The sequence below is a fragment of the Streptomyces sp. NPDC093109 genome (genome assembly GCF_040701725.1).
In the GTDB taxonomy this organism is placed as follows: Bacteria; Actinomycetota; Actinomycetes; order Streptomycetales; family Streptomycetaceae; genus Streptomyces.
Window position 1 is genome coordinate 39861 of the sequence record NZ_JBFBEZ010000039.1, and the last position, 25909, is coordinate 65769.

Genomic DNA, 25909 nt, shown 5'->3' on the forward strand with positions numbered 1-25909 from the left:
CCCCGCTTCAGGCATCCGTACGTACGAGAGAAGGCACTATCCCCATGAATTTCGCCCCGCTGCCCTCGGTCGACGCCGCGGCGGTCCCGGCCGACGGCCTGGTGCTGGACGTACGGGAGGACGACGAGTGGGCGGCCGGTCATGTCGAGGGCGCGCTGCACGTCCCGATGAGTGACTTCGCCGCGCGGTTCGGTGAGGTGACGGAGGCGGTGGCCGAGGGGCGCACGGCGTATGTGATGTGCCGGGTCGGCGGGCGCTCCGCGCAGGTCACCCAGTACCTGGTGCGGCAGGGCGTCGACGCGGTGAACGTGGACGGCGGCATGCTCGCCTGGGACGGCGCGGGACGCCCGATGGTCGCGGACACCGGCAGCCCCGCGTTCGTCCTCTGAGCGACGCGCCAAGGGGCGTGACGGGGGCGCGCCTGGCGGCCGGCCGGGTCAGCGGTCGAAGTCCAACTCCACTTCTCCCGTGGCCGGATGGGACTGGCAGGCCAGGACATAGCCCGCGTCCGTCTCCTCCGGTTCGAGCGCGAAGTTACGGTCCATCCTGACCTCGCCCGCGACCAGGAACGCCCGGCACGTGCCGCACACGCCGCCCTTGCAGGCGTACGGCGCGTCCGCGCGTCCCCGCAGCACGGTCTCCAGCAGGGATTCGCCGTCCCGGACCGGCCAGCGCCCCGAGCGGCCGTCGAGCGTGGCGGTGAGGGTGGCGGTACGGGGTCCCCGCTCGGGCGTCCGTGCCGCGGCGGCGCCCGCCCCCGTGGCCGGGGCGTCGTCCACGTGGAAGATCTCCTGGTGGATACGGCCGCGCGCCACCCCGAGGCCGCGCAGCGCGCCCTCGGCGGCGGTCACCAGCCCCAGCGGGCCGCAGAGGAACCAGCCGTCGACCCCGGTCACCGGGAGCAGTTCGGGCAGCAGCCCGGTCAGCCGCTCGCGGTCCAGCCGTCCCGACGGCAGCCCCGACTGCCGCTCCTCCCTGGAGACCACGGTGACCAGCTGGAAGCGGTCGGGACAGCGGTCCTTGAGGTCGGCGACCTCCTCCAGGAACATCGTCGAGGCCACGGTGCGGTCGCTGCGGACCAGGCAGAACCGGGCGTCCGGCTCCGCCGCCAGCAGCGTGGACGCGATCGACAGCACCGGGGTGATGCCGCTGCCCCCGACGACCGCCGCGAAGTGTCCCGGTCGCGGCTCCAGCACGAAGCGGCCCGTCGGCTCCATCACCTCGACCGTGTCGCCGACGGCGAGCTCCTTGAGGGCGTACGTCGAGAACTCGCCGCCCTCGACCAGCCGGATGCCCACGCGCAGCACCGGCTCCGCCCCGGCGGGCGTGCAGATCGAGTACGTACGCCGGATCTCGCCGGCCGCGGCGGTCCCGGTACGGCGCAGGGCTATGTGCTGGCCGGGGGTGTGCCGGAACGCCTCGCGCAGCTCGGGCGGCACCTCGAAGGTGACGGCCACCGCGTCGTCCGTGAGCCGGTCGAGCGCGCCGACCCGGAGCGGATGGAACATCTACAACTCCTTGAAGTGGTCGAACGGTTCGCGGCACGCCGTGCAGCGGCGCAGCGCCTTGCAGGCGGTGGAGGAGAACCTGCTGAGCAGCTCGGTCGCGGTCGAGCCGCAGTGCGGGCAGCGGATGGCGAGCGTCAGCGGCACGGGCCCGGCGGTGGCGCCCGGCCGGGGCGGGGCTATGCCGGCCTCGGCGAGCTTGCGCCGGCCCTCCGCGCTGATGTCGTCCGTGGACCAGGCGGGGGAGAGGACGGTCACGACGGAGACGTCCGGCATGCCCCGGTCGTGCAGCACCCGCTCGATGTCCGAGGACATCGCCTCTATCGCCGGGCAGCCGGTGTACGTGGGGGTCAGCTCGACGCGGACCGCACCGGCACCCGGGGCGAGGCCGGGGCCGGGACCGGGTCCGGGTCCGGGAGCCGCCATATGGACGGGAGCCGCCATATGGACGGGAGCCGCCATACGGACGGCTCGCAGGACGCCCAGCTCCGCGAGTGTCACCACCGGCAGCTCGGGGTCGGGGACCGCGCCCGCGAGACGGAACAGCTCGGCCTCCAGCGCGGTGGGCGGCGGTGAGGGGGCGGCCGGTGAGGGGCCGGGCGGCCGGGAGCCCGTTCCGGTCACCATGACGCCCCCGGGTGGCTGCGGTGCAGATGCTGCATCTCGGCGATCATCGGCCCGAATGGCTCGGTGTGCAGTCCCTGCCGGCCCGCGCCCGCCGTCCACGCGCCGGTCCTGGGCCCGTCCGGCACGCCCAGCGTCGCCCGGTCGAGCACATCCGTGACGGAGGCGAGCCAGCCCGCCTCCAGCGCGGGCCAGTCGACGTCCAGCCCTTCGACGGGCTGGAACATCTCGCCGGTGAACCGCCAGAGCGCGCCGCACGCCCCGGCCATCCGCCGGTGGCTCTCCGGGGTGCCGTCGCCGAGCCGCAGCGTCCAGTGCTCGGCGTGGTCCTTGTGGTACGCGACCTCCTTGGCTGCCTTGGCGGCGAGGCCGGTGAACTCGCCCTCCCCCGAGGCCAGTTCCCGGTACAGCGCCAGCTGGTAGGTGGAGAAGTAGAGCTGCCGCGCGATGGTGTGCGCGAAGTCCCCGTTCGGCTGCTCGACGAGCTGGAGATTGCGGAAGGACCGCTCGTCCCGCAGATAGGCCAGCTCGTCCTCGTCCCCGACGAGGGAGAGCAGGATCCGCGCCTGGCCGAGCAGGTCCAGCGCGATATTGGCGAGGGCGACCTCTTCCTCCAGCGCGGGCGCGTGGCCGGCCCACTCCCCCAGCCGGTGCGAGAGCACCAGCGCGTCGTCGCCCAGGGCCAGGGCCGCGGCGGTCGTCCGTACGTCGGTCACAGGTGGCGCACCCCCTCCGGGATCTCGTAGAAGGTCGGATGGCGGTACGGCTTGTCGGCGGCCGGGGCGAAGAACGGGTCCTTCTCGTCGGGCGAGGACGCGGTGACGGCGGCCGAGGGCACGACCCAGATCGAGACGCCCTCGCCCCGCCGGGTGTAGAGGTCGCGGGCGTTGCGCAGCGCCATCTCGGCGTCCGGGGCGTGCAGGCTGCCCGCGTGGGTGTGCGAGAGCCCGCGGCGGGACCGGACGAACACCTCCCACAGCGGCCAGTCGGTCGGGCTGCTCATGCCGTCGCCTCCATCAACTGGTCGTGGTCGTGGTCGCGCAACTGGTCGTGGTCGTGGTCGCGGCCGTGGTCGTGCGTGCCGGGGGCGCTGTGCTTCGCCGCGTACGACGAGGCCGCCTCCCTCACCCAGGCTCCCTCTTCATGCGCCCGGCGGCGCTGGGTGATCCGCTGTTCGTTGCACGGGCCGTTGCCCTTCAGGACCTGCTGGAACTCCGTCCAGTCGATGGCGCCGAAGTCGTGCCGGCCCCGCTCCTCGTTCCACCGGAGGTCCGGGTCGGGCAGGGACAGCCCCAGGGCCTCGGCCTGGGGGACACAGATGTCGACGAAGCGCTGCCGCAGCTCGTCGTTGGAGTGCCGCTTGATCTTCCAGGCCATGGACTGCGCGGAGTGCGCCGATTCGTCGTCGGGCGGGCCGAACATCATCAGCGACGGCCACCACCAGCGGTCCACCGCGTCCTGCGCCATCGCGTGCTGGGCGGGGGTCCCGCCGCTGAGGGCGAGCAGCAGCTCGTACCCCTGGCGCTGGTGGAAGGACTCCTCCTTGCAGATCCGGACCATCGCGCGGGCGTAGGGGCCGTACGAGCAGCGGCACAGCGGCACCTGGTTGGTGATCGCGGCGCCGTCCACCAGCCAGCCGATCGCGCCGACGTCGGCCCAGGTCAGCGTGGGGTAGTTGAAGATCGACGAGTATTTCTGGCGGCCCGTGTGGAGCTTGTCGAGGAGCTCGTCGCGGTCGGTGCCCAGGGTCTCGGCGGCGCTGTAGAGATACAGGCCGTGTCCTGCCTCGTCCTGCACCTTGGCGATCAGGATCGCCTTGCGGCGCAGGGACGGCGCGCGCGTGATCCAGTTGGCCTCCGGCTGCATGCCGATGATCTCGGAGTGGGCGTGCTGTGCCATCTGGCGCACCAGCGTGGCGCGGTACGCCTCCGGCATCCAGTCGCGCGGCTCGATGCGCTCGTCGGCCGCCACGGCCGCGTCGAAGGCCTTCGCGAATTCCTCCGCCGTCGTCTCCATCGCCGCCTCCGCAGCCGTTCCCGCGGTCACTGCCGTCATCCGGACCCCCTACCGACCGATCGTTCGGTTCGTTGACTTCAATGGTGGGTCGGGGGCCCGTAGGGTGTCAACCTCTGTGGATAACTGACCGGGGCGCGCGACGGGGATCGGGGCGGGATGGATTCGTACGACGACCAGGAGGCGCGGGCCGGGGCTCCGCGGGCCGGCTCGCGGCAGCCCGGGACACCGCCGCCCGGGACGCCGCCGCCCGGCAGCGGCATAGTCGGCCTCTCCTTCCCGTACCAGGTGGCGGCCTCCACGGCCCTCGCGGTCATCGCCGTACTGGCCTGCGTCCATGTGGCCATGGTGTTTCTCCATGTCGCGCCCTCGAACACGATCACCAAGGAGCACGGCAAGGCCGTCGACGCGTGGGTCTATCCCGAGTTCGAGCAGAACTGGAAGCTCTTCGCGCCCAATCCGCTCCAGCAGAACATCGCCGTCCAGGCGCGCGCGGAGGTCGAGTCCGCCGACGGCGCCCGGACGCGGACGACCACGGAATGGATCGATCTCTCGGCCGAGGACGGCCGGGCGATCAGGCACAATCCGCTGCCCAGCCATGTCGACCAGAACGAACTGCGCCGCGGCTGGGACTTCTTCGTCGGCTCGCACGACAGCCAGAACCGTCCCAACGGACTGCGCGGCAAGCTCTCCGAGCAGTACATACGCCGCATCGTGATGCTGCGTCTCGAGGACCGCGCGCTGGGCGGGACCGTGACCCGTATCCAGCTCAGGTCGGCCACGACGGCCGTCGGCAGCCCCGTGTGGAGCAAGGAGAAGGTCAGCACCCGCCCGTCGTACCGGGTCTATCCCTGGTGGACGGTGAGCGCCGAGGATCTTCCCGACGGCGTAAGGAACGGCAGCAAGGAGGCGGGCGAGTGAGCGGGCAGCCGGAGACGGAACCCAAGCCGCGGTCGGAGCCGGAGCCGGATCCGGCGATGACGCCGCAGCCGCGCGTGGTCAGGCGTTCCTCTTTCGAGCGGCGGGCCGCCACCGCCCTCCAGCGCGTCACCTCCACCCCCCTCGGCCGCTATCAGAGCGCCGTCGTGCGGATCGGTTTCGCGGGCACCTGGCTGCTCTTCCTGCTGCGCGAACTGCCGCACCGTCGGGAGCTGTACGGGCCCGACGGGCCGTGGAGCTGGGACATGGCCCGGCAGCTGATCGACCGGAACGGCGCCTTCACCGCGCTGATGTGGTCGGACAGCACGGTCTGGTTCGAGATCGTCTTCGCCGTCGCCGTCCTCTCCAGCGCGCTGCTGCTGCTCGGCTGGCGTACCCGCACGATGTCCGTGCTCTTCATGTTCGGGGTGCTGTCGCTCCAGAACCGCTCCATCTTCATGGGCGACGGCGGCGACAACGTCATCCATCTGATGGCGATCTATCTGGTGCTGACCCGCTGCGGCCAGGTCTGGTCGCTGGACGCCCGGCGCGCGGCGCGCAAGGCCGCCCCCGACCGGGTCGGGCCGGTGCTGTGGGGCCTGACCGGCGCGCTCCTGCTCGTCGGTACGGCGGTGGCCGCGCCGCTTCCCGCGCTCTGGCTGCTGCTCCTGTTCTGGGGCATGTGGGCCGCGCAGGGCCTGTGGTGGGCGGCGAACCGTTACGCGCCCGACGGGCAGCAGCGCGCCCTGCTGGACGTGCTCGCCAACCTCGTCCACAACGCCGGACTCGCCGTGATCATGGCGGAGGTCTGCCTCGTGTACGCCACCGCGGGCTGGTACAAGATCCAGGGCTCGCGCTGGCAGGACGGCACCGCCCTCTACTACCCGCTCAAACTGGACTACTTCGCGCCCTGGCCGGCGCTCTCGGGCATCCTCGCGGCCAGCGGCATCATGGTGATGGTGGTGACCTACGCGACGGTCATGGTGCAGGTCGCCTTCCCGTTCACGCTCTTCAACCGCCGGGTCAAGAACGTCCTGCTGGTCGCGATGATGCTGGAGCACGCGGGCATCGCCGTACTGCTGGGGCTGCCGTTCTTCTCCCTCGCGATGATCGCGGCCGACGCGGTCTTCCTGCCGACGGGCTTCCTGCTCTTCCTCGGCGCCCGTACCGTCCGGCTGCGCGACCGGCTGCTCCCCGGGCTCCGCCGGCTCGGGCCGTCCGCGCGTACCCGCCCGCCCGAACAGCGGAGCGAGAGCCCTGACCAGCCCCGTACTCTCGTGGGGTGAGCAGCGAGACACCGGCCGAGGCGCTGGAACCGGTCCAGTACGACGACGGCTTCGGTCCGGAGATCGGGGTGGGCCCGCACAGCGAGCCCTGGCCCGAGGACAAGCGGTACGACCCGGAGCTACTGGCCTCCGGCGACCGCCGCAACGTCACCGACCAGTACCGCTACTGGACGCGCGAGGCGATCGTCGAGGACCTCGACACCCGGCGGCACGACTTCCATGTGGCGGTGGAGAACTGGAGCCATGACTTCAACATCGGCTCCGTGGTCCGTACGGCCAACGCCTTCCTCGCCAAGGAGATCCATATCGTCGGCCGGCGGCGGTGGAACCGGCGCGGGGCGATGGTGACCGACCGGTACCAGCATGTGCGGCACCACCCGGACACCGCGGAGCTGACGGCGTGGGCGGCGGCTGAGGGGCTGCCGATCATCGGGATCGACAATCTGCCGGGGGCGGTGGCGCTGGAGCGCACCGAGCTGCCGCGGCGGTGCGTGCTGCTCTTCGGGCAGGAGGGGCCCGGGCTGACCGAGGAGGCGCGGGCGCACGCCTCGATGGTCTGCTCGATCGCCCAGTTCGGTTCGACCCGGTCGATCAACGCGGGCGCGGCGGCGGCGATCGCCATGCACGCGTGGATCCAGCGGTACGCGGAGATCCCGGCGCCGCCCGGCGGCTGAGCCGACGGGCAGCGCCGCCGCCGGGGCGGTTCAGGCCTGGCGACGGACCTCGATCACGCGGAAGCGGTTCGCCACGAACGCCGCGTCGCACAGGGCCGCGTTCGCCGCCGGGTTGCCGCCGGAGCCGTGGAAGTCGGAGAAGGCGGCCGTCTGGTTCACGTACACCCCTCCGGTGAGGTTGAGGGAGAGCTGGGCGGACTCGTCCAGGCAGACGTCCTCCAGCGCGCGTTCCGTCGCGGGCGAGGTCGTGTACGCGCCCACCGTCATCGCGCCCTTGTCGCGCACCGTGCGGCGCAGCAGGTCGAGGGCGTCCGCCGTGGAGTCGACGGCCACCGCGAAGGAGACGGGCCCGAAGCACTCGGAGAGATACGGGACCTCCGTCTCCGCCGTCTCCGCCGCCGTCGTGCCGTCGGAGTCCCACGCCTTACGGGCGCCGTCGGCCTTCACGAGCGCGGGGGTGCGCACCACGGCGTCGGGGAAGTCCGGGTGGGTGACGGCGCGGGAGGCCAGGGCGAGGTCGCCGAGTCCGGCGGCGTCGTCGAGGCGGGCCTTCACCCCGGGGTTGACCAGCGCGCCGAGCAGGCCGGCGGCGCGGGTGTCGTCGCCGAGCAGCTTGGTCACCGCGGCGGCCAGATCGGCGACCACCTCGTCGTAGGACTTCTCGCCCGCGTCCGTCGCGATGCCGTCCCGGGGGATCAGCAGGTTCTGCGGGGTGGTGCACATCTGGCCGCTGTACAGCGAGAGGGAGAAGGCGAGGTTGGCGAGCATCCCCCGGTAGTCGTCGGTGGAGTCGATGACGACGGTGTTGACGCCGGCCTTCTCCGTGTACACCTGGGCCTGGCGGGCATGGGTCTCCAGCCAGTCGCCGAAGGCCGTCGAGCCGGTGTAGTCGATGATCCGGATCTCGGGCCGGACGGCCAGGGCCTTGGCGATGCCCTCGCCGGGCCGCTCCACGGCCAGCGCGACCAGGTTGGGGTCGAAGCCGGTCTCGGCGAGCACCTCGCGGACGGTCCTTACCGTCAGCGCGAGCGGCAGGACCGCGCGCGGATGCGGCTTGACCAGGACGGGGTTGCCGGTGGCCAGGGACGCGAACAGGCCCGGGTAGCCGTTCCAGGTGGGGAAGGTGTTGCAGCCGATCAGCAGCGCGATGCCGCGCGGGGCCGCGGTGAAGGTCTTCCGCAGCTCCAGCGGGTCGCGCTTGCCCTGGGGCTTGGACCAGTCGGCGGCGGCGGGCGTCCGGGTCTGTTCCTGGTACGCGTACGCCACGGCCTCCAGGCCCCGGTCCTGGGCGTGCGGCCCGCCCGCCTGGAACGCCATCATGAACGCCTGCCCGCTGGTGTGCATCACCGTGTGCGCGAACTCGTGCGTACGGGCGGAGATCCGCGCCAGGATCTCCAGACAGACCAGGGCGCGCGTCTCGGGTCCCGCCGCGCGCCACGCGCCCATGCCCGCGCGCATGGCAGGCAGCAGGACGTCCGGGTCCGCGTGCGGGTACTCGATGCCGAGGGCAGGGCCGTACGGCGAGATCTCTCCGCCGGTCCAGCCGTCCGTGCCGGGCTGGTCCAGCTCGAAGGGGGTCCCGCGCAGGGCCTCGAACGCGGCGAGCCCGTCGGCGGGCGCGTTCTCGCCGTACGCCTTGGGATGTTCGGGGTGGGGGGACCAGTACGCGCGGGTGCGGACCGCGTCGAGGGCCCGGTCGAGTGTGGGCCGGTGCTTCTCGGCGAGCTGCTGGGGGCTGAGCTGGGCGGCCATCACGGACCAACTCCTCGGGATGCGGCGGGACGGCGACGTGCGGTCAGAGTTAGAGTAACCGAACGATCGGTCGGGACAAGGGGGGCCGGCGAACCTGTGGACAACTCACCGCGGACCCCGCGCCGGGTGACTCGTACGGGAGGATTGTGTTCATGACAGCGATCGAGCCGCACCGCGTCGTCGCGGTCGTCGGCACCGGCACGATGGGACAGGGCATAGCCCAGGTGGCGCTGGCCGCCGGGCATCCCGTACGGCTCTACGACGCCGTGCCGGGCCTGGCAGGACAGGCCGCCACCGCCATCGCCGGACGCCTCGGCCGGCTGGTCGAGAAGGGCCGGCTCGACGCGGCGGCGCGCGACGCCGCGCTCGCCCGGCTCCACCCGGCCGGCGCGCTCGCCGAGCTCTCCGACGCCGCGCTCGTGGCCGAAGCCGTCGTGGAACGGCTCGCCGTCAAACAGGAGCTGTTCGCCGCGCTGGAGGACACCGTCGCGGACGACTGTCTGCTCGCCACCAACACCTCCTCCCTCTCCGTGACGGCCGTCGCGGGCGCGCTGCGCCTCCCCGGCCGCCTCGTCGGACTCCACTTCTTCAACCCGGCGCCCCTGCTGCCGCTCGTAGAGGTCGTCAGCGGCGCCGCGACGGAACCGGCCGCCGCCGAGCGCGCGTACGCGACGGCCCGCGCCTGGGGCAAGACCCCCGTGCGCTGCGCCGACACCCCCGGGTTCATCGTCAACCGCGTCGCCCGCCCCTTCTACGCCGAGGCGCTGCGGGTGTACGAGGAGGGGGCCGCCGACCCCGCCACGATCGACGCGGTACTGCGGGAGTGCGGCGGCTTCCGGATGGGCCCCTTCGAGCTGATGGACCTGATCGGCCAGGACGTCAACGAGGCGGTCACCCGGTCCGTCTGGGAGTCCTTCTTCCAGGACGCGCGGTTCACGCCGTCACTTGCCCAGCGCAAGCTGGTGGAGGCCGGGCGGCTGGGCCGCAAGACCGGACAGGGCTGGTTCACGTACGGGACGGACGCCACGCGCGCGTGCCCGCGGACCGAGGAGCCGCAGGAGGCCCCGGACAGCGTGGGCCTGCACGCGGACCTCGGGCCCGCCGCCGTACTGCGCGAGATGATCGAGGAAGCGGGCATCAAGGTCACCCGCGACCGCACCCCGTACGTCTCCCACGGCTTCCTCGCCCTGCCCGGCGGCACGGCGCTCGCCCTCACCGACGGGACGACCGCCACCAGCGACCCCTCCGGGGCGTACATCCACTTCGATCTCGCCCTCGACTACCGCTCCTGCACCCGGATCGCCCTCGCGCCCGGCGCGGACGCGGACCCCGCCGATCTGCGCGCGGCCGTCGGCCTCTTCCAGCGGCTCGGCAAGAAGGTCAGCGTCATCGACGAGATCCCCGGCATGATCGTGGCGCGTACGGTCGCCATGCTGATCGACTTCGCGGCGGACGCGGCCGGCCGCGGGGTGGCGAGCGCGCGGGACATCGACACCGCCATGAGACTCGGCGTGAACTACCCTGGCGGACCCGGCGAGTGGTGCGCGCGCCTCGGTGCGCGATGGGCGCACCACTTCCTGTGCAGCCTGGACGGCGAGTATCCCGGCGGCCGTTACGGCTCGTCCCCGGCGCTGCGCCGCCGTGCCGACCTCGAAGCGAAGCAGGGACGCTCATGACCACCGCCAAGCGGGACACCTACACGCCCGAGACCCTGCTGACGGTCGCCGTCCGCGTCTTCAACGAGCGCGGCTACGACGGCACGTCCATGGAGCACCTCTCCAAGGCCGCGGGCATCTCCAAGTCCTCGATATACCACCATGTCGTCGGCAAGGAGGAGCTGCTGCGCCGGGCGGTCAGCCGCGCCCTGGACGGCCTCTTCGGCATCCTTGAGGAGGACGGCGCGACGCGGGGGCGGGCGATCGCGCGCGTCGAGTACGTGACCCGCCGCACGGTCGAGGTGCTGATGGCCGAGCTGCCCTATGTGACGCTGCTGCTGCGGGTCAGGGGCAACACCAGGACCGAGCGCTGGGCGATGGAGCGGCGCCGGGAGTTCGACCAGCGGGTGGCCGATCTGCTCAAGGCCGCCGCCGCGGACGGGGATCTGCGCTCGGACATGGACACCAGACTGGCGACCCGGCTGCTCTTCGGCATGGTCAACTCCCTGGTGGAGTGGTACCGGCCGCTGCCGGGCGGCGGCGACGACCGCGACCAGGTGGCGGAGGCCGTCGTACGGCTCGCCTTCGACGGGCTGCGTACGGTGCGACCGCCGCAGTAGACCGTCAGGGCGGCGCGTCCAGCGGTGCAGGCGTGGGCGCTCCCGGTGCCAGGTCAGTCTCCTCGAAGACCAGCAGGGTGCGGGTGGAGAGCACCTCGGGAATGGACTGGATGCGGGTCAGCACCAGTTCGCGCAGGGTCCGGTTGTCCGGGGTGTGCACCAGCAGCAGGACATCGAAGTCGCCGCTGACCAGCGCGATATGGGTGGCCCCCGGCAGCTCCTGGAGCTGTTCGCGCACGGTGCGCCAGGAGTTCTGCACGATCTTCAGGGTGATGTAGGCGGAGGCGCCCTGACCCGCCCGTTCGTGGTCGAGCCTGGCGCTGAAGCCACGGATCACACCGTCGTCGATGAGCCGGTTGATCCGCGCGTAGGCGTTGGCGCGCGAGACGTGGACCCGCTCGGCGACGGACCGTATCGAGGCGCGTCCGTCGGCCTGGAGGATCCGCAGAATGTCCCGGTCGGTGGAGTCCAGCGGGCGCGGCGGAACGCTCCGCTCCGTACCCTCGTCGGCCATTTGTTCAGCTGTCATGTCTCCCCGCCTCCACGCCATGGACGACCTGCGTCCATCCCAGGCTGTGGAGAACCGTTTGTCCACAGGCTGAAGGCGTGTGTAGCCAAAATGGCCCGGCGACCGAACAATCGGTAGGGAGGCGTGCCGCACACATCGGCACCCCGTCTGCCCGCTCCCACGAGGAGGTGCACGCGTGAAGAAAAGCAGTACGTCGGTCCAGGAACCACCCGCCGCCGCGGCCCACCGGCCGACTCCGCCCCCGGCGTGGCGCCCGCGTACCGACCCCGCCCCGCTGCTTCCCGACCCCGAGCCGTACCGGGTGCTGGGTACGGACGCCGCCGCGGGCGCGGAGCCCGCGCTGCTGCTGCGGCTCTACGCCGAGCTGGTGCGCGGCCGCAGGTACAACACGCAGGCGACGGCGCTCACCAAGCAGGGACGGCTCGCGGTCTATCCGTCGAGCACCGGCCAGGAAGCGTGCGAGGTCGCGGCGGCGCTGGTCCTGCGCGAGCGGGACTGGCTCTTCCCCAGCTACCGCGACACCCTCGCGGCCGTGGTGCGCGGGCTCGACCCCGTACAGGCGCTGACGCTGCTGCGCGGCGACTGGCACTCCGGCTACGACCCGCGCGAACACCGGGTTGCCCCGCTGTCCACGCCGCTGGCCACCCAGCTGCCGCACGCGGTCGGTCTGGCGCACGCGGCCCGCCTCAAGGGGGACGATGTGGTCGCGCTGGCCCTGGTGGGGGACGGCGGCACCAGCGAGGGCGACTTCCACGAGGCGCTGAACTTCGCCGCCGTCTGGCGCGCTCCTGTGGTCTTCCTCGTCCAGAACAACGGCTTCGCGATCTCCGTGCCGCTCGCCAAGCAGAGCGCGGCGCCCTCCCTGGCCCACAAGGCCGTCGGGTACGGGATGCCGGGCCGGCTCGTCGACGGGAACGACGCGGTCGCGGTGCACACGGTGCTCGGGGAGGCCATGGCGCGGGCCCGGCGCGGCGACGGGCCGACGCTCGTCGAGGCCGTGACGTACCGCGTCGACGCGCATACGAACGCCGACGACGCCACGCGCTACCGGGACGCGGAGGAGGTCGAGACCTGGCGGGCGCACGACCCGGTCCGGCTGCTGGAGCGGGAGCTGCTGGCGCGCGGCGTGCTCGACGAGGCGGGTGTCACCCGGGCGGCGGAGGCGGCCGAGGCGATGGCCGCGCGGCTGCGCGAGCGGATGAACGCCGAGCCGGCGCTCGACCCGATGGAGATCTTCGCGCACGTCTGGGCGGAGCCGACGCCCCAACTGCGCGAGCAGGCGGCCCTGCTCCGCGCGGAGCTGGACGCCGAGGCGGCCTCCTACCAAGGTGACGCGGCGGGTGAGGCGCGATGACCGCCGTCGGGACGACGGTCGCCCCGGCCGCGGTGCGGTCCGCCACCATGGCGCAGGCCCTGCGGCGCGCGATGCGTGACGCGATGGCCGAGGACCCGTCGGTCCATGTCCTCGGAGAGGACGTCGGGACGCTCGGCGGTGTCTTCCGGATCACCGACGGACTCGCCGCCGAGTTCGGGGACGCGCGCTGTACGGACACCCCGCTCGCCGAGGCGGGCATCCTCGGGGCCGCCGTAGGGATGGCGATGTACGGGCTGCGGCCCGTCGTGGAGATGCAGTTCGACGCCTTCGCCTATCCGTCGTTCGAGCAGCTGATCAGCCATGTGGCCAAGATGCGCAACCGCACACGCGGCGCGATGCCCCTGCCGATCACGGTGCGCGTCCCGTACGGCGGCGGGATCGGCGGCGTGGAGCACCACAGCGACTCCTCCGAGGCGTACTACATGGCGACTCCGGGGCTCCATGTCGTCACGCCCGCGACGGTGGAGGACGCGTACGGGCTGCTGCGGGCGGCGATCGCCTCGGACGATCCGGTGGTCTTCCTGGAGCCGAAGCGGCTCTACTGGTCGAAGGCGGCGTGGTCGCCGGACGAGCCCACCGAGGTCCCCCCGATCGGGCGGGCCGTCGTGCGGCGGCGGGGTTCCGGCGCCACCCTGATCACGTACGGTCCTTCCGTGCCGGTCTGTCTGGAGGCGGCCGAGGCGGCCCGGGAGGAGGGCTGGGACCTGGAGGTCGTCGATCTCCGCTCCCTGGTGCCGTTCGACGACGAGACGGTCGCCGCGTCCGTACGGCGGACGGGCCGGGCGGTGGTGGTCCACGAGTCCACCGGCTTCGGCGGCCCCGGCGGGGAGATCGCCGCCCGGATCACCGAGCGCTGCTTCCACCATCTGGAAGCGCCGGTCCTCAGGGTGGCCGGATTTGATATTCCGTACCCGCCGCCGATGCTGGAGAGGCACCATCTTCCGGGAGTGGACCGGGTGCTGGACGCGGTCGCGCGGCTCCAGTGGGAGACGGAGAGCTGATGGCCCAGGTGCTGGAATTCAAACTGCCGGATCTCGGGGAAGGGCTGACCGAGGCCGAGATCGTGCGCTGGCTGGTGGCGGTGGGGGATGTCGTCGCCGTCGATCAGCCGGTGGTCGAGGTCGAGACCGCCAAGGCGATGGTCGAGGTGCCCTGCCCCTACGGGGGCGTGGTGACCGCGCGCTACGGCGAGGAGGGCACGGAGCTGCCGGTGGGCGCACCCCTGCTGACGGTGGCGGTGGGCGCGGCGGAGCGGCCCGCGGCGGCCTCCGCGCCCGCCGACGCGGCTGCTGCCGCGTCCGTGCCCGCGGCGGATACCGGGCCCGCGCCGGAGGCATCGGGCAATGTGCTGGTCGGGTACGGGACGAGCGCGGCGTCCTCGCGCCGGCGCCGGATCCGGCCGCCGCGCGGGACGGCTTCCACCGGCCGGCCGGTGAACGGTACCGCGCCGGGACCGGTCCCGGTCGTCTCGCCGCTGGTCCGCCGGCTCGCCCGCGAACACGGAGTCGATCTGCGGGGGTTGACCGGCTCGGGGCGGGACGGGCTGATCCTGCGCTGCGATGTCGAGCAGGCGATCGGCCAGGGCGTGGCACGCACCCCGGCCGCGCCGGCCATGGTGCCACCGGCCCAGGCCCCCGCGCCGGTCCCCGCGCCTGACGCCGACGCGGTACGGGTGCCGCTGCGCGGCGTACGGGGCGCGATCGCGGACAAGCTGGCCCGCAGCCGGCGCGAGATACCGGACGCGACGTGCTGGGTCGACGCGGACGCGACGGAGCTGATGGCCGCCAGGGCGGCAATGAACGCGGCCGACGGCCCGAAGATCTCGCTGCTCGCCCTGCTGGCCCGGATCTGCACCGCGGCGCTCGCCCGCCACCCCGAGCTGAACGCGACCGTGGACCCGGTGGCCCGCGAGATCGTCCGGCTCACCAGGGTGCATCTCGGATTCGCCGCGCAGACGGACCGAGGGTTGGTCGTCCCCGTCGTACGGGACGCGCACGCACGCTCGGCGGAGTCGCTGAGCGCCGAGTTCGCGCGGCTGACGGAGGCGGGCCGGACGGGCACGCTGACGCCGGCCGAGCTGACCGGTGGCACGTTCACGCTCAACAACTACGGGGTGTTCGGGGTCGACGGTTCCACGCCGATCATCAACCACCCCGAGGCGGCGATGCTCGGCGTCGGCAGGATCGTGCCCAAACCATGGGTGCACCAGGGCGAGTTGGCCGTACGCCAGGTCGTTCAGCTGTCGCTCACCTTCGACCACCGGGTCTGCGACGGCGGTACGGCGGGCGGCTTCCTGCGGTACGTGGCGGACTGCGTAGAACAGCCGGTGGTACTGCTGCGCACGCTCTGACCGGGGCGGCTCATACTTCAGCCATGACCGCCTATGACGCCATCGTGCTCGCCGGAGGCACCGCCCAGCGGCTCGGCGGGGCCGACAAGCCAGGAGTACGGGTCGGCGGCCGGGCGCTTCTCGACCGAGTGCTGGCGGCGAGCGCGGGAGCGGACAGCACCGTGGTCGTCGGCGGCAGACGGCCCACGGTGCGGCCGGTGCGCTGGACGCGCGAGGAGCCGCCCGGCGGCGGTCCGCTCGCCGCGCTCGACGCGGGGGTACGGGGGCTCGCCGCCGACGCCGGGACCGTACTCGTCCTCTCGGCGGATCTGCCGTTCCTCGACCGGGCGACGGTCCGCCGGCTGATCGGCGTCCTCGACGCCACCAGCAGGGAAGCGGCGCTGCTCACCGACGCCGACGGCCGTGACCAGCCGCTGGTCGCCGCCTACCGCGTCGAGCCGCTGCGCCGTGAGATCGCCCTGCTGAGGGCCGAGTACGGCAGCCTCGCCGGTCTGCCGCTGCGCCTGCTGACCCAGGAACTCGACCGCGAACGGGTCGAGGCCGACCCGTTCGCCTCCTTCGACTGCGACACCTGGGAGGACATCTCCACGGCCCGGGCGCGCATCAGAGAGCATGGGACCGTGCTGGACGAATGGATCACCGCAGTCAAGGACGAACTCGGCATCGAGCTGGATGTCGACACCGTCCTCCTCCTCGACCTCGCCCGTGACGCCGCGCACGGCGTCGCCCGGCCCGCCGCGCCGCTGACGACCTTCCTGGTCGGTTACGCGGCGGGCCGGGCCGGCGGGGACGGCCCCGAAGCCGTCGCCGAGGCCGCGCGCAAGGCGGTGGCGCTCGCCCGGCGCTGGGCGGACGAGACCGGGACCGACGCCGGATGACCGGCCACGACGGTATCGAGGGGATCGACGGTATCGACGGGATCGAGGACGTCCTCGCGCTGGTGGGCAGAGAGCCGGTCGTGGCCCGCGCTCCGGGCGGGGACTCCCCGAACTCCCCGAACTCGCCGCACTCCCCGCCGTCTTCCGGCGCGGACCGGCGCGGCGCTCCGGCGGACGTCCCGCACGAGCGCCGGGAGCGCCACCGCGCCGCGTCATGGACGGCGGCCCGCGCGCTCGCGGCCCGCGCCGGCCGATCGGCAAAGCCGGGGCCGACGCCGGGACGTGTGCCTCTCGACCAGGCCCTGGGCCGGGCCCTCGCCGAGCCGCTGGCCGCGCTCACCGACCTGCCGTCCTTCGACACCTCCGCCATGGACGGCTGGGCGGTCTCGGGACCGGGCCCCTGGTCCGTACGGTCCGTGGCGCCCGCAGGCACCGACTCCGCCGCCGCGGGCATCCTCGCCGGTCACGGCCGGTCTGCGGCGCTCGCCGACGGCACGGCCGTACGGATCGCCACCGGCGCCCGGATCCCGCCCGACACCACCGCCGTGATCCGCAGCGAGCACGCCCGCGTCGACGCCACCGGCCATCTGCACGCCGAGCGCCGCGCGGTGACCCAGGGCCAGGACATCCGGCCGCGCGGCCAGGAGTGCCGCTCCGGGGACCGGCTGCTGCCCGCAGGAGCCCCGGTCACGCCCGCCGTACTGGGCCTGGCCGCCGCCGCCGGCTACGACGAGCTGCTCACCGTCCCGCCCCCGCGCGTCGAGGTGCTTGTCCTCGGCGATGAACTGCTCGCCGCCGGAATCCCCCACGACGGGCTGATCCGCGACGCCCTGGGCCCGATGATGGCGCCCTGGCTGCGCGCTCTCGGCGCCGAGGTCATCGCCACCCGCCGCCTCGGTGACGACGCGGAGGCACTGTACGGGGCGATCACCGCGTCCGAGGCCGATCTGATCCTCACCACGGGCGGTACGGCGGCGGGCCCGGTCGACCATGTCCATCCGGTGCTCGCGCGGGTGGGCGCCGAACTGCTGGTGGACGGGGTCGCCGTACGCCCCGGCCACCCCATGCTGCTCGCCGCGCTGCCGTCCGGCCGGTATCTGGTGGGGCTGCCCGGCAATCCGCTCGCGGCCGTCTCCGGGCTGCTGACACTCGCCGAACCCCTGCTGCGTACGCTGGCCGGGCGGGCGCCCCGGACGCCGTACCACGCGCCACTGCGTGACGCGGTGCCCGGCCATCCGTACGACACCCGCCTCGTGCCCTTCGTCCACCACGACGAGGGGCTGGTGCCGCTGCGTTTTCACGGGCCTGCCATGCTGCGCGGTATCGCCGCCGCGGATGGACTCGCGGTCGTGGCGCCGGGTGGCGCGCGGTCCGGCGATGAACTGGAAGTTCTCGACCTGCCCTGGACGGCATCGGTCGATGGAGGGTGTTTCACGTGAAACTTCCGGGCCAGGACGCCATGGCCAGGCGAGCGGACGAGTATCTGGTCACGGCCCCGGTGAAGCTGCCGCGCCGCACGGTCGTACGGCCGTTGCGGCAGGTCAGCAGACGCCTTCTGATGGCGCTGTTCGTCCTGGCCCTGACCGTGTTCATCGTCTATATCGACAAAGACGGCTACCACGACAACGCGGACAACTCGGTCGACTTCCTCGACTCCGTCTACTACGCGACCGTCACGCTCTCCACGACGGGTTACGGCGACATCGTCCCGTACAGCTCCGGCGCGCGGCTGGCCAATGTGCTGCTGGTGACCCCGCTGCGGGTGCTCTTCCTCATCATCCTGGTCGGTACGACTCTTGAGGTGCTCACGGAGCGCACCCGCGAGGAGTGGCGGCTGAACCGCTGGAGGTCCAACTTGCGTGACCACACCGTCATCGTCGGCTACGGCACCAAGGGACGCTCGGCGATGCAGACCCTCTGTGCCACGGGTCTGAAGAAGGAACAGATCGTCATCGTCGACCCGTCCAGCAAGGTGATCGACGCGGCCAACGCCGAAGGGTTCGTCGGCGTCCTCGGCGACGCGACCCGGAGCGATGTGCTGCTGCGGGCCGAACTCCAGCGGGCCCGGCAGATCGTCATCGCCACCCAGCGCGACGACACGGCGGTGCTGGTGGCGCTGACCGCGCGTCAGCTCAACCGTGGCGCCAAGATCGTCGCCGCGGTGCGCGAGGAGGAGAACGCGCCGCTGCTGCGCCAGTCCGGCGCGGACGCGGTGATCACCAGCGCCAGTGCGGCAGGCCGGCTGCTCGGACTGTCCGTGCTCAGCCCCAGCGCCGGTACGGTGATGGAGGATCTGATCCAGCAGGGCAGCGGCCTCGATCTCATCGAACGCCCCGTCATAAAGGCCGAGGTGGGGCGGAACGTCCGGGAGACGGACGACCTGGTGGTGAGCGTGCTGCGCGGGCACCGGCTGATCGGCTACGACGACCCGGCGGCGAGCCCGCTCCAGCTGACGGACCGGCTGATCACGATCGTCCGCGCCGAGAACCCGGCCGAACCGAGCTACTGAGGGCGGCCGGCCGATCCCGCGCCCCAGCTGATCCCCCGGCCGCTGACCCCCCGGCCGCTGATCCCTGGCCGCTGATCCCGCTGTCGCGCCGCCCGTCGGAGTAGCCTCGCGGCCATGCATGCGATCACGATTCCGCAACCCGGTGGCCCCGAGGCGCTTGTATGGGCCGAGGTGCCCGATCCCGTACCGGGCGAGGGCGAAGTCCTCGTCGAGGTTGTCGCGAGCGCGGTGAACCGCGCCGATCTGCTCCAGCGGCAGGGCTTCTACGACCCGCCGCCCGGCGCCTCCCCGTACCCCGGACTGGAGTGCGCGGGCCGTATCACCGCGCTCGGCCCGGGGGTCGCGGGCTGGGCCGTAGGCGACGAGGTGTGCGCCCTGCTGGCCGGTGGAGGCTACGCCGAGCAGGTCGCCGTCCCCGCCGGCCAGCTGCTGCCCGTACCCGAGGGGGTGGATCTGGCCACGGCCGCCGCGCTGCCCGAGGTGGCCGCGACGGTCTGGTCCAACGTCTTTATGATCTCCCACCTGCGGCCCGGCGAGACCCTGCTCGTACACGGTGGCGCGAGCGGGATCGGCACCATGGCCATCCAGTTGGGCAAGGCGGTCGGCGCCCGGGTCGCGGTCACGGCGGGCGGCCGGGACAAGCTGGCGCGCTGCGCCGAGCTGGGCGCGGACATCCTGATCGACTACCGCGAGCAGGACTTCGTGGCGGAGATCGACAAGGCCACGGACGGCGCGGGAGCCGATGTCATCCTCGACATCGTCGGTGCGAAGTATCTGGACCGCAATATCCGGGCGCTGGCCGTGAACGGCCGTCTCGCGGTGATCGGTCTCCAGGGCGGCGCGAAGGGCGAACTCTCCCTCGGTGCCCTGCTGAGCAAGCGCGCCGCCATCACGGCGACCTCGCTGCGCGCCCGCCCGCAGGCCGAGAAGGCGGCGATCATCGCCGCCGTACGGGAGCATGTCTGGCCGCTCATCGCCGGCGGCCGGGTCCGGCCCGTCGTGGACCGGACGCTGCCGATGACGGAGGCGGCGGAGGCACACCGGGCCCTGGAGGCCAGCACGCACGTCGGCAAGCTGCTGCTGACCGCGCCTTAATCGCGCCCTGACCGTGCAACGCGGAGGCCCGGCCCACCCCTTGAGGTGTGCCGGGCCTCCGCGTGACAGCGAGTGCTACTCGTACTACAGGGTTAGAGGTACGGACCCGAGCGGATCGCGCCGTGTCCCTGCTCGCTCTCGTCCTCCTGGATCGAACCAGGAGGCAGCGCCCGCCGCATCTGCTCCAGCTGGGCCCTGGCCGCCATCTGCTGCGCGAACAGTGCCGTCTGGATTCCGTGGAAGAGGCCCTCCAGCCACCCCACCAGCTGGGCCTGCGCGATCCGCAGCTCCGCCTCCGAGGGGATGGCCTCGTCGGTGAACGGGAGCGAGAGCCGCTCCAGCTCCTCGACCAACTCGGGGGCGAGACCGTCCTCCAGCTCCTTCACCGAGCCGGCGTGGATCTCCTTCAGCCGTACCCGGCTGGCCTCGTCCAGAGGAGCCGCCCGCACTTCCTCCAGAAGCTGCTTGATCATGCTGCCGATGCGCATGACCTTCGCGGGCTGTTCGACCATTTCCGTCACCGGGATCTCGCGCGACTCGCCGCCGGCTGCCCCGGCGCCGAGCGCCATCCCGTCCTGCCCCACTACGAGGACATGGGGACTCTCCTGCGACCGTTCGTTCCTCGGCATCTCCATGCGGCCATTGTCGCGCACGCGCGCGCCCCACGTGGTGTGCCCCCGTACGAAGGCGCTCGACCTTCGTACGGGGGCACGGACCGCCTTCTTACAGGGGCACGGACCGCGCGGGCACCGACAGGTTTACGTCACCGACCGGCGACCCAGCGTGCGGTGCGAGCGGGTGACCAGCGCCGCCAGAACCGCCGCGCCGAGCGGTACCGCGATCAGCAGGGCCCCCATCGTCTCCCACGGGATGACGATCGGCACGTACGGTGCCGATCCCTCGGCCCACCCCGCGTCCCAGGACTGCTGGTACTCGTCCAGCAGCTCGCGCCGCTCGGTCAGCCGCAGTCCCACGGCCGGCAGCATGCCGGCCGCCGAACCGAGCACCACCCCCATCACCGCGACCACGCCGCACTGGAATCCGCTGAGCGTCCTGCGGACCCGGGGCGGGGCGCCGACCGAGGAGAGCGTCTTGAGATCCGCTTCCGCGTCGGCCTGGGCGAGACCGGTGGCGATACCGGCGGCGCCGATGGTGACCAGCCCGGCGAAGACCGTCAGCGCCAGCAGCACGATGCCGTACCGGCTGGAGTAGCCGTCCTCGATCTGCACCCACGCGTCGTTGCCGGTCTTGGCCAGCTCGCTGTCCATCCGCTGCTTCTGGTCGCTGCTGGGCAGCCGACTGGTCGTGTAGTACGCGCCGGTCGGGGCAGCGCCGAAGCCGGCGGCCTCGGCCGTGGCCGACGTGAGAACCAAGGAGATGCCGTAGGTCCTGGGGTCGCCCGGCACCTCGTATGCGGTGAACTTCTTGATCTCGCCCGTCAGTTCCTTTCCGCTCGCTATCTCCTTCTCCGCCTTCTGTGCGTCGGCGGCCAGAGTGATGCCGATCTCTCCCTCGGCGTCGATGGCCGGCTTGTACAGCGAGACGATCTTGCCGTCCGCGAGAGCCTTTGTCGCGCCCGGATCGTCGATGCCCAGAACCTTGAGCAGCTCGGCGTCACCGACGAGCACTTGATTGATACCTCGGCCGTAGAACGGATCGTTCTCGCAGCGCCAGTCCTTGCCGAGTCTGCGCTGCTCGGCCGCGCTGAACACCTCGCTGACGTCCTTGTCACCGAGTTCGTCCAAGGGGCACTTGTTGGCCTTGGGGACGATCACCGCGTACGTCCCGCAGCCCTTCGCGATGTCGAAACCGGTGCAGGAGGGCCCACCGACGGCGAGACTGCTGACAGGGGCGCGCACGTCGACCGGCAGAGTCTTCTCGACCGCGTTCCGGATGGCCGGGAGCTCCCGGCCGGCGCCCTCCCAGACGCTGAGCTGGACCGCTCCGTCAGGCAGCTTCGGCACGTACTCGGCCCGGTTCTGGGCGTCCAGGCTCGCCGTGTACGTGGAGACCGCCACCGTGCCGGCCACCGCGGCCAGTACCGCGGCCACCGCGGGTGCCGTGCGCCCCCGGTTACGGACGGCGTCGCGCAGCGCCAGCCTGGGCGACAGCGGGAGCCAGGTACCGATCTTCCCGAACAGACCCACCAGCGCGGGGGTCATGGCGATGAACCCCAGCTCGGCTATGACGCTGCCGCCCATGACCAGCAAGGTCGTTCTGGAGAGCAGCGCTCCGTACAGCGCGATCGCCGCGCCGAGCAGGACCGCGGCCAGCCCCAGGGAAGGCAGCACCCGGTTGCTCCGGCGAATGCCCCGACGGCCGGTGAGCGAGGCCAGCACGGACTCCCGGGAGGCGGTGATGGCCGGTACGAGCGCGGCCAGCAGGCCGGTGATCACCGCGACCAGCGCGATGCCGAGCAGCTCCAGCGGCCGGAACGAGAGGCCGCCGAAGCGCTGGCCCAGATAGTCCTCCAGCACGGGACGGAGGGCCGCGGTGAGGGCGATGCCGATGACCGTACCGGTGACGGCCGACGCGATACCGATCACCAGACCGCCGGAGAGCACGATGGCCCGGATATGGCTGCGGTTACCGCCGTTGGCGCCCACCAGACCGAGCTGGCGGCGCGAGCGCCGGGCGCCGACGGCGAAGGCGGCCCCCGCCAGCAGGCAGATCTCCAGGACGGCGAGGCCGACGATCGTGATGAGGATGGCCTGCTCGGAGGCGGTGGTCGAAGAGCCCGGGTCCCATCCGCCGTTCCAGTTCTTGTGCTGGTAGAGCGGCACATCGGCGTCGGCGGGCGGGTTCAGGACAACGGCGCGCGACAGGACCACGACACCTCTGGCGTTGGCCTCCTTCACCATGTTCCACGTGAAACCACCGGGCGTGCCGACCAGCAGGGTGGTACGCGGGGTGTCGGAGCCCAGCCCCGCGGCCCGCAGCGCCTCGTCGAGCGGGGAGAGGAGCGCGCCGGGCAGCACATTGACCTGGTCGGTGTTGAGTTCGCTGGGTAGCTCGTACGAGCCGACGATCCGGTAGTCCGCGTTCAGGCCGCGCGCGGTGAGCTTGGAGCCCACCTTCAGACCGCTCGTCTCCAGGAAGTGCGTGGTCGCGGCGGCTTCCCCGGCCCTTGCCGGGAATCGGCCGCTCTTGAGCGTCATGATGCCCCGCGCCAGCGGGTCACCGGCCTTCAGCTCGCGGATCTCGGTGTTCAGCAGCCCCTCGGTGGTGCGGAGCCGCGCGGACCCACTGGTGTCCGTCAGAAATGTGGCGCCCGCCGGGACGGATTTCTTGGGATCCGTGGGTGCGTCCGGTACCGCGTTGCTGCCGTCCTCCGAGTCCTCCTTCTCCGGCCGGTAGTCCTCGGCATCCGGCGTCTGGAGTACGGGCTCACCCGCGTAGCGGGGGTCGGTGATCCGCGCGGCGGCGGCGCCCAGATCGCGGTCCAGCTCCTGCGCGGAGGTGAGAGAAGCGCTGCGGATGGTCAGATCCATCGCGCTCACACCCATGACGGGAACGGCGATCATGGTGAGGACGAGGAAGCTGCGTCCCTTGAAGCGCCAGGCGTCGCGGCGGGCGATACGGATCGCGGCGCGCCAGGAGTGGAGCAGAGTACTCACAGCTCGGCCGCCTGGCCGGTCAGCAGCGAGTCGGCGTCGGCGCGTAGCGTCTGGTCCACGACCGAGCCGTCCCGTACGAAGACCACCCGGTCCGCCCAGGCGGCGAAGCGCGGCTCATGGGTGACCAGGATGCCGGCCGCCCCCGCGTCGCAGCGGCTGCGCAGCAACGCGAGGACGGACTCACCGGTCTCGGAGTCGAGGGCGCCGGTCGGCTCGTCGGCGAGCACCAGCCGACGGTCGCCGACCAGCGCCCGGCAGATCGCCACCCGCTGCTGCTGTCCGCCGGACATCTCGTCGGGGAACCGGTCGGCGAGCTGTTCGAGGCCCATCTCCGTCAGCGAGGCCAGGGCCTCGACGCGCGCCTTGCGTGCGGAGGTCCCGTCCAGTTCGCGGGGGAGCGCGATGTTCTCGGCGGCGGTGAGGGCGGGGATCAGGTTGTAGTCCTGGAAGACATAACCGATGCTGCGGCGGCGGATGGCCGCGAGCTGCTTCGGGCTCGCGCTGGTGACGTCGGTGCCCTCGACGAGTACGCGTCCCGAGGTGGGGGAGTCGAGGCCGCCCGCGATGGTCAGCAGCGTGGATTTGCCCGAGCCGGACGGGCCCATGACGGCGACGAGTTCACCGGGGAACACGCTGAGGTTGACCCCGCGCAGGGCGTGCACTTCGGTGGCGCCGCTGCCGTGGACCCGGGTCAGATTCTCCAGCTGGAGTACGGGCGACTGCCCGTCCTGTGACTGGAGTGGCTGAGGCGACGGATGAGGCTGCTGTGACGTGCCGGGCATGACGGGCCCCTTCGGGGTTTATGTGGGTACGTGCGCAAAGGTGAGGCGGCCACGGGCGTGCGGTGCCGACGCCGTGGTGCCTCTGTGCGATCACCGTCCTGCCGGGGCGGGGACACGGCGGGCAGGCGACTCGGTGCGGTGTGTGAGGTGCGGGTGGTGCGTGGGTGGTGCGGGAGGTCGGAACGGCTAGGGAGTCTGCTCGGTGGGCGGTCCGACGGTCGCCGGGTTGCCCGCCGCCGGGTCTTCCGTGGACGACTGCGCGGATGGCTGTGCGGCCGGCTGCGCGGCCGTTACGGGCTGCGTCAGGGAGAGCCGGATCAGCCGGGACTCGCAGTGGTCGAGCCAGCGGGCCTCGGCCTCGGTCTGGAAGATCAACTGCTCCAGTACGAGCAGCCAGGCCACCTCGTCCCGGTTGGTCGGCACGGCCGCCAGGGCCTGGGCCTTGAGCCGCGTGTAGTCCTGCATCGCCCGGATGGTGTGGTGCCGCTGTGACTGGATGACGGCCCTGATGTCGACCCCCGGCGCGCCCACGGCCATGGCGAGCTTGATCGCCAGCTCGTCGCGCGGTGGGTTGGCCCGGTCGACCGGCGTACGGAACCAGGAGTGCAACTCCGCGCGGCCGGCGCGCGTGATCAGGTAGAGCGCGTGTCCTGCCGCGTCCTCGCCCTCCTGGACGACCAGGCCGTCGCGCTCCAGCCGGTTGAGGGTCGTGTACACCTGCCCCACGTTGAGCGGCCAGGTGGAACCGGTGCGGGACTCGAACTCCGTACGGAGCTGGGAGCCGTACCGCGGCCCGTGTTCCAGGAGGGCGAGAAGCCCGTGGCGAATCGACATACTGAGTATGTTGGGGGACGGGAGAGGTTTTGGGCAAGCGACCTGAGGGGGAGCCCGTAAGTCCGCCGTAAGGATGACGGCGCGTTCGGCGGGCACGTTCAACGACCGTCTACGGCAGGTCCAACGACGTGTTCGCCGCGCCTTCAGCGGCGCCTGAGACGCAGCCCCAGGAAGCCGATCCCGAGCCCGGTCAGCAGAAATCCCGTCCCCAGGGTCAGTACGGGAACGGGCCGCACCGCCGTCTGCGTCATCGCGCGCGGGGAGCGCCGGCGTCCGGCGTCGGGGGGATGCTCACCCGGCGCGGCGGACTCCTCCCCCGCCTCTGACTCCGCCGCCGCCTCCGCCGCCGCCTCCGCCGCAGCCTCGTCCTCGTCCTCGTCCTCGGGCAGCCAACGCGAGCCGGTACGGGTGGGGGACGGCGTCGCCGGAGCGGAGGACGAGTGCGGCGGTGAGTGCGGCGGTGAGGGTGGCGGTGAGGACGACGCGTGCCCGGCCGGGGCGGGTGACCGGCCGGCGGGCCGTCCGGAAGAAGGCATGCCGGGCCGGGCGCCGCTTCCGGAGTCCTTCCCCTTCCCTGCGCCCGTCCCGGCCTCGTCCTCGTCCGGGCCCCCGTCCCCGTCCCGGCCCCCGTCCCCGTCCTCCGCGTCCGTATCGCCGTCTTCGTCGGCGGCTACGCTCGCGGGCGCCGGCGAGGGCGCAACAGCGGCCACGGCCGCGGCAGAGGGTGGTACGGACTCGTCGGCGAGCGCGTCGGGTGCGGTCAGCAGCAGCGCCGCGATCGCGAGTGCGCAGGGTGTACGGATCCTCGGAGTGACCGACTTCACCGATTCAGCGTCACACGCGGCGACAACTACGGCATCTCGGATAAATAGGCACAGAGTGAGGCGGTAGAG

General features: G+C 72.3%; 25 protein-coding genes. 13 read left to right on the forward strand and 12 right to left on the reverse strand.

Annotated features, from left to right (window positions below):
- Nucleotides 1–44: 44 nt before the first annotated feature.
- Nucleotides 45–389: a rhodanese-like domain-containing protein gene (locus tag AB0389_RS29580; RefSeq protein ID WP_366398575.1), complete on the forward strand. Its 345-nt coding sequence runs from the start codon at nt 45–47 to the stop codon at nt 387–389.
- 48 nt (nt 390–437) lie between these two features.
- Here AB0389_RS29580 and AB0389_RS29585 read toward each other — a convergent pair whose 3' ends face one another.
- Genes AB0389_RS29585 through paaA form a run of 5 tightly spaced genes read right to left on the reverse strand, consistent with a single transcriptional unit; the run spans nt 438 to nt 4184 of the window.
- Nucleotides 438–1508 carry a 2Fe-2S iron-sulfur cluster-binding protein gene (locus AB0389_RS29585; RefSeq protein WP_366398576.1) on the reverse strand — a complete coding sequence of 357 codons (1071 nt, stop codon included), beginning with the start codon at nt 1506–1508 and terminating at the stop codon, nt 438–440.
- A complete protein-coding gene (paaD, locus tag AB0389_RS29590; protein WP_366398577.1) occupies nt 1509–2132 on the reverse strand; it encodes a 1,2-phenylacetyl-CoA epoxidase subunit PaaD in 624 nt (207 codons plus the stop codon).
- A complete protein-coding gene (paaC, locus tag AB0389_RS29595; protein WP_366398578.1) occupies nt 2126–2845 on the reverse strand; it encodes a 1,2-phenylacetyl-CoA epoxidase subunit PaaC in 720 nt (239 codons plus the stop codon). Before paaC ends, paaD begins: the two co-directional genes overlap by 7 nt.
- Nucleotides 2842–3132, reverse strand: a complete 291-nt coding sequence (gene paaB, locus AB0389_RS29600; protein ID WP_366398579.1) for a 1,2-phenylacetyl-CoA epoxidase subunit PaaB — start codon at nt 3130–3132, stop codon at nt 2842–2844. Before paaB ends, paaC begins: the two co-directional genes overlap by 4 nt.
- Nucleotides 3129–4184: a 1,2-phenylacetyl-CoA epoxidase subunit PaaA gene (gene paaA / locus AB0389_RS29605; RefSeq protein WP_366398580.1), complete on the reverse strand. Its 1056-nt coding sequence runs from the start codon at nt 4182–4184 to the stop codon at nt 3129–3131. Before paaA ends, paaB begins: the two co-directional genes overlap by 4 nt.
- 117 nt (nt 4185–4301) lie before the next feature.
- On the opposite strand from paaA, the gene AB0389_RS29610 reads away from it, so the two are divergent.
- From AB0389_RS29610 to AB0389_RS29620, 3 genes are read left to right on the forward strand one after another with little or no spacing between them, the layout of a single operon-like run.
- Entirely contained in the window at nt 4302–5063 is a 762-nt protein-coding gene (locus AB0389_RS29610) for a DUF5819 family protein (RefSeq protein ID WP_366398581.1), read from the forward strand.
- 56 nt (nt 5064–5119) lie between these two features.
- Complete coding sequence (locus tag AB0389_RS29615) at nt 5120–6346, forward strand: HTTM domain-containing protein (protein ID WP_366398605.1); 1227 nt, start codon at nt 5120–5122, stop codon at nt 6344–6346.
- Nucleotides 6343–7020 (forward strand): TrmH family RNA methyltransferase, encoded by a 678-nt coding sequence (locus tag AB0389_RS29620; RefSeq protein ID WP_366398582.1) that lies wholly within the window; start codon nt 6343–6345, stop codon nt 7018–7020. The genes AB0389_RS29615 and AB0389_RS29620 overlap by 4 nt, the downstream gene beginning before the upstream one ends.
- Nucleotides 7021–7050: 30 nt before the next feature.
- On the opposite strand, the gene paaN is transcribed toward AB0389_RS29620, so the two are convergent.
- Nucleotides 7051–8772 (reverse strand): phenylacetic acid degradation protein PaaN, encoded by a 1722-nt coding sequence (gene paaN / locus AB0389_RS29625; RefSeq protein ID WP_366398583.1) that lies wholly within the window; start codon nt 8770–8772, stop codon nt 7051–7053.
- A gap of 152 nt (nt 8773–8924) precedes the next feature.
- On the opposite strand from paaN, the gene AB0389_RS29630 reads away from it, so the two are divergent.
- Both AB0389_RS29630 and AB0389_RS29635 read left to right on the forward strand, forming a co-directional pair.
- Nucleotides 8925–10448, forward strand: coding sequence for a 3-hydroxyacyl-CoA dehydrogenase (locus AB0389_RS29630; protein WP_366398584.1), 1524 nt, complete (start codon nt 8925–8927; stop codon nt 10446–10448).
- Complete coding sequence (locus tag AB0389_RS29635; RefSeq protein ID WP_366398585.1) at nt 10445–11047, forward strand: TetR/AcrR family transcriptional regulator; 603 nt, start codon at nt 10445–10447, stop codon at nt 11045–11047. The genes AB0389_RS29630 and AB0389_RS29635 overlap by 4 nt, the downstream gene beginning before the upstream one ends.
- A 4-nt stretch (nt 11048–11051) precedes the next feature.
- Here AB0389_RS29635 and AB0389_RS29640 read toward each other — a convergent pair whose 3' ends face one another.
- Nucleotides 11052–11576: an Lrp/AsnC family transcriptional regulator gene (locus AB0389_RS29640; RefSeq protein WP_366398586.1), complete on the reverse strand. Its 525-nt coding sequence runs from the start codon at nt 11574–11576 to the stop codon at nt 11052–11054.
- 175 nt (nt 11577–11751) lie between these two features.
- Here AB0389_RS29640 and pdhA point away from each other — a divergent pair, with 175 nt between their 5' ends.
- The 7 genes from pdhA (at nt 11752) to AB0389_RS29675 (ending at nt 19783) form a co-directional block, all read left to right on the forward strand.
- The gene (pdhA, locus tag AB0389_RS29645) at nt 11752–12930 is read left to right on the forward strand and encodes a pyruvate dehydrogenase (acetyl-transferring) E1 component subunit alpha (protein ID WP_366398587.1); all 1179 of its coding nucleotides are present in this window, start codon (nt 11752–11754) and stop codon (nt 12928–12930) included.
- Nucleotides 12927–13952: an alpha-ketoacid dehydrogenase subunit beta gene (locus AB0389_RS29650; protein WP_366398588.1), complete on the forward strand. Its 1026-nt coding sequence runs from the start codon at nt 12927–12929 to the stop codon at nt 13950–13952. The genes pdhA and AB0389_RS29650 overlap by 4 nt, the downstream gene beginning before the upstream one ends.
- Nucleotides 13952–15301, forward strand: a complete 1350-nt coding sequence (locus AB0389_RS29655) for a dihydrolipoamide acetyltransferase family protein (RefSeq protein ID WP_366398589.1) — start codon at nt 13952–13954, stop codon at nt 15299–15301. The genes AB0389_RS29650 and AB0389_RS29655 overlap by 1 nt, the downstream gene beginning before the upstream one ends.
- A gap of 23 nt (nt 15302–15324) precedes the next feature.
- Nucleotides 15325–16179: an NTP transferase domain-containing protein gene (locus AB0389_RS29660; RefSeq protein WP_366398590.1), complete on the forward strand. Its 855-nt coding sequence runs from the start codon at nt 15325–15327 to the stop codon at nt 16177–16179.
- Complete coding sequence (locus AB0389_RS29665) at nt 16176–17618, forward strand: molybdopterin molybdotransferase MoeA (RefSeq protein ID WP_366398591.1); 1443 nt, start codon at nt 16176–16178, stop codon at nt 17616–17618. Before AB0389_RS29660 ends, AB0389_RS29665 begins: the two co-directional genes overlap by 4 nt.
- A 20-nt stretch (nt 17619–17638) precedes the next feature.
- On the forward strand, nt 17639–18688 hold the full coding sequence (locus AB0389_RS29670; RefSeq protein WP_366398606.1) for a potassium channel family protein: 1050 nt from the start codon (nt 17639–17641) through the stop codon (nt 18686–18688).
- A gap of 114 nt (nt 18689–18802) precedes the next feature.
- Entirely contained in the window at nt 18803–19783 is a 981-nt protein-coding gene (locus AB0389_RS29675; RefSeq protein WP_366398592.1) for an NAD(P)H-quinone oxidoreductase, read from the forward strand.
- A gap of 92 nt (nt 19784–19875) precedes the next feature.
- Here the strand turns inward: AB0389_RS29675 and AB0389_RS29680 are convergent, their stop codons facing one another.
- The 5 genes from AB0389_RS29680 to AB0389_RS29700 form a co-directional block, all read right to left on the reverse strand.
- Nucleotides 19876–20418, reverse strand: coding sequence for a bacterial proteasome activator family protein (locus tag AB0389_RS29680; protein WP_366398593.1), 543 nt, complete (start codon nt 20416–20418; stop codon nt 19876–19878).
- 123 nt (nt 20419–20541) lie between these two features.
- The gene (locus AB0389_RS29685) at nt 20542–23400 is read right to left on the reverse strand and encodes an ABC transporter permease (RefSeq protein WP_366398594.1); all 2859 of its coding nucleotides are present in this window, start codon (nt 23398–23400) and stop codon (nt 20542–20544) included.
- Nucleotides 23397–24182 (reverse strand): ABC transporter ATP-binding protein, encoded by a 786-nt coding sequence (locus AB0389_RS29690; protein ID WP_366398595.1) that lies wholly within the window; start codon nt 24180–24182, stop codon nt 23397–23399. The genes AB0389_RS29685 and AB0389_RS29690 overlap by 4 nt, the downstream gene beginning before the upstream one ends.
- Before the next feature lie 186 nt (nt 24183–24368).
- The gene (locus tag AB0389_RS29695; protein ID WP_366398596.1) at nt 24369–25016 is read right to left on the reverse strand and encodes a PadR family transcriptional regulator; all 648 of its coding nucleotides are present in this window, start codon (nt 25014–25016) and stop codon (nt 24369–24371) included.
- A 143-nt stretch (nt 25017–25159) separates the two neighbouring features.
- Nucleotides 25160–25840 carry a hypothetical protein gene (locus AB0389_RS29700; RefSeq protein WP_366398597.1) on the reverse strand — a complete coding sequence of 227 codons (681 nt, stop codon included), beginning with the start codon at nt 25838–25840 and terminating at the stop codon, nt 25160–25162.
- Nucleotides 25841–25909: the final 69 nt, after the last annotated feature.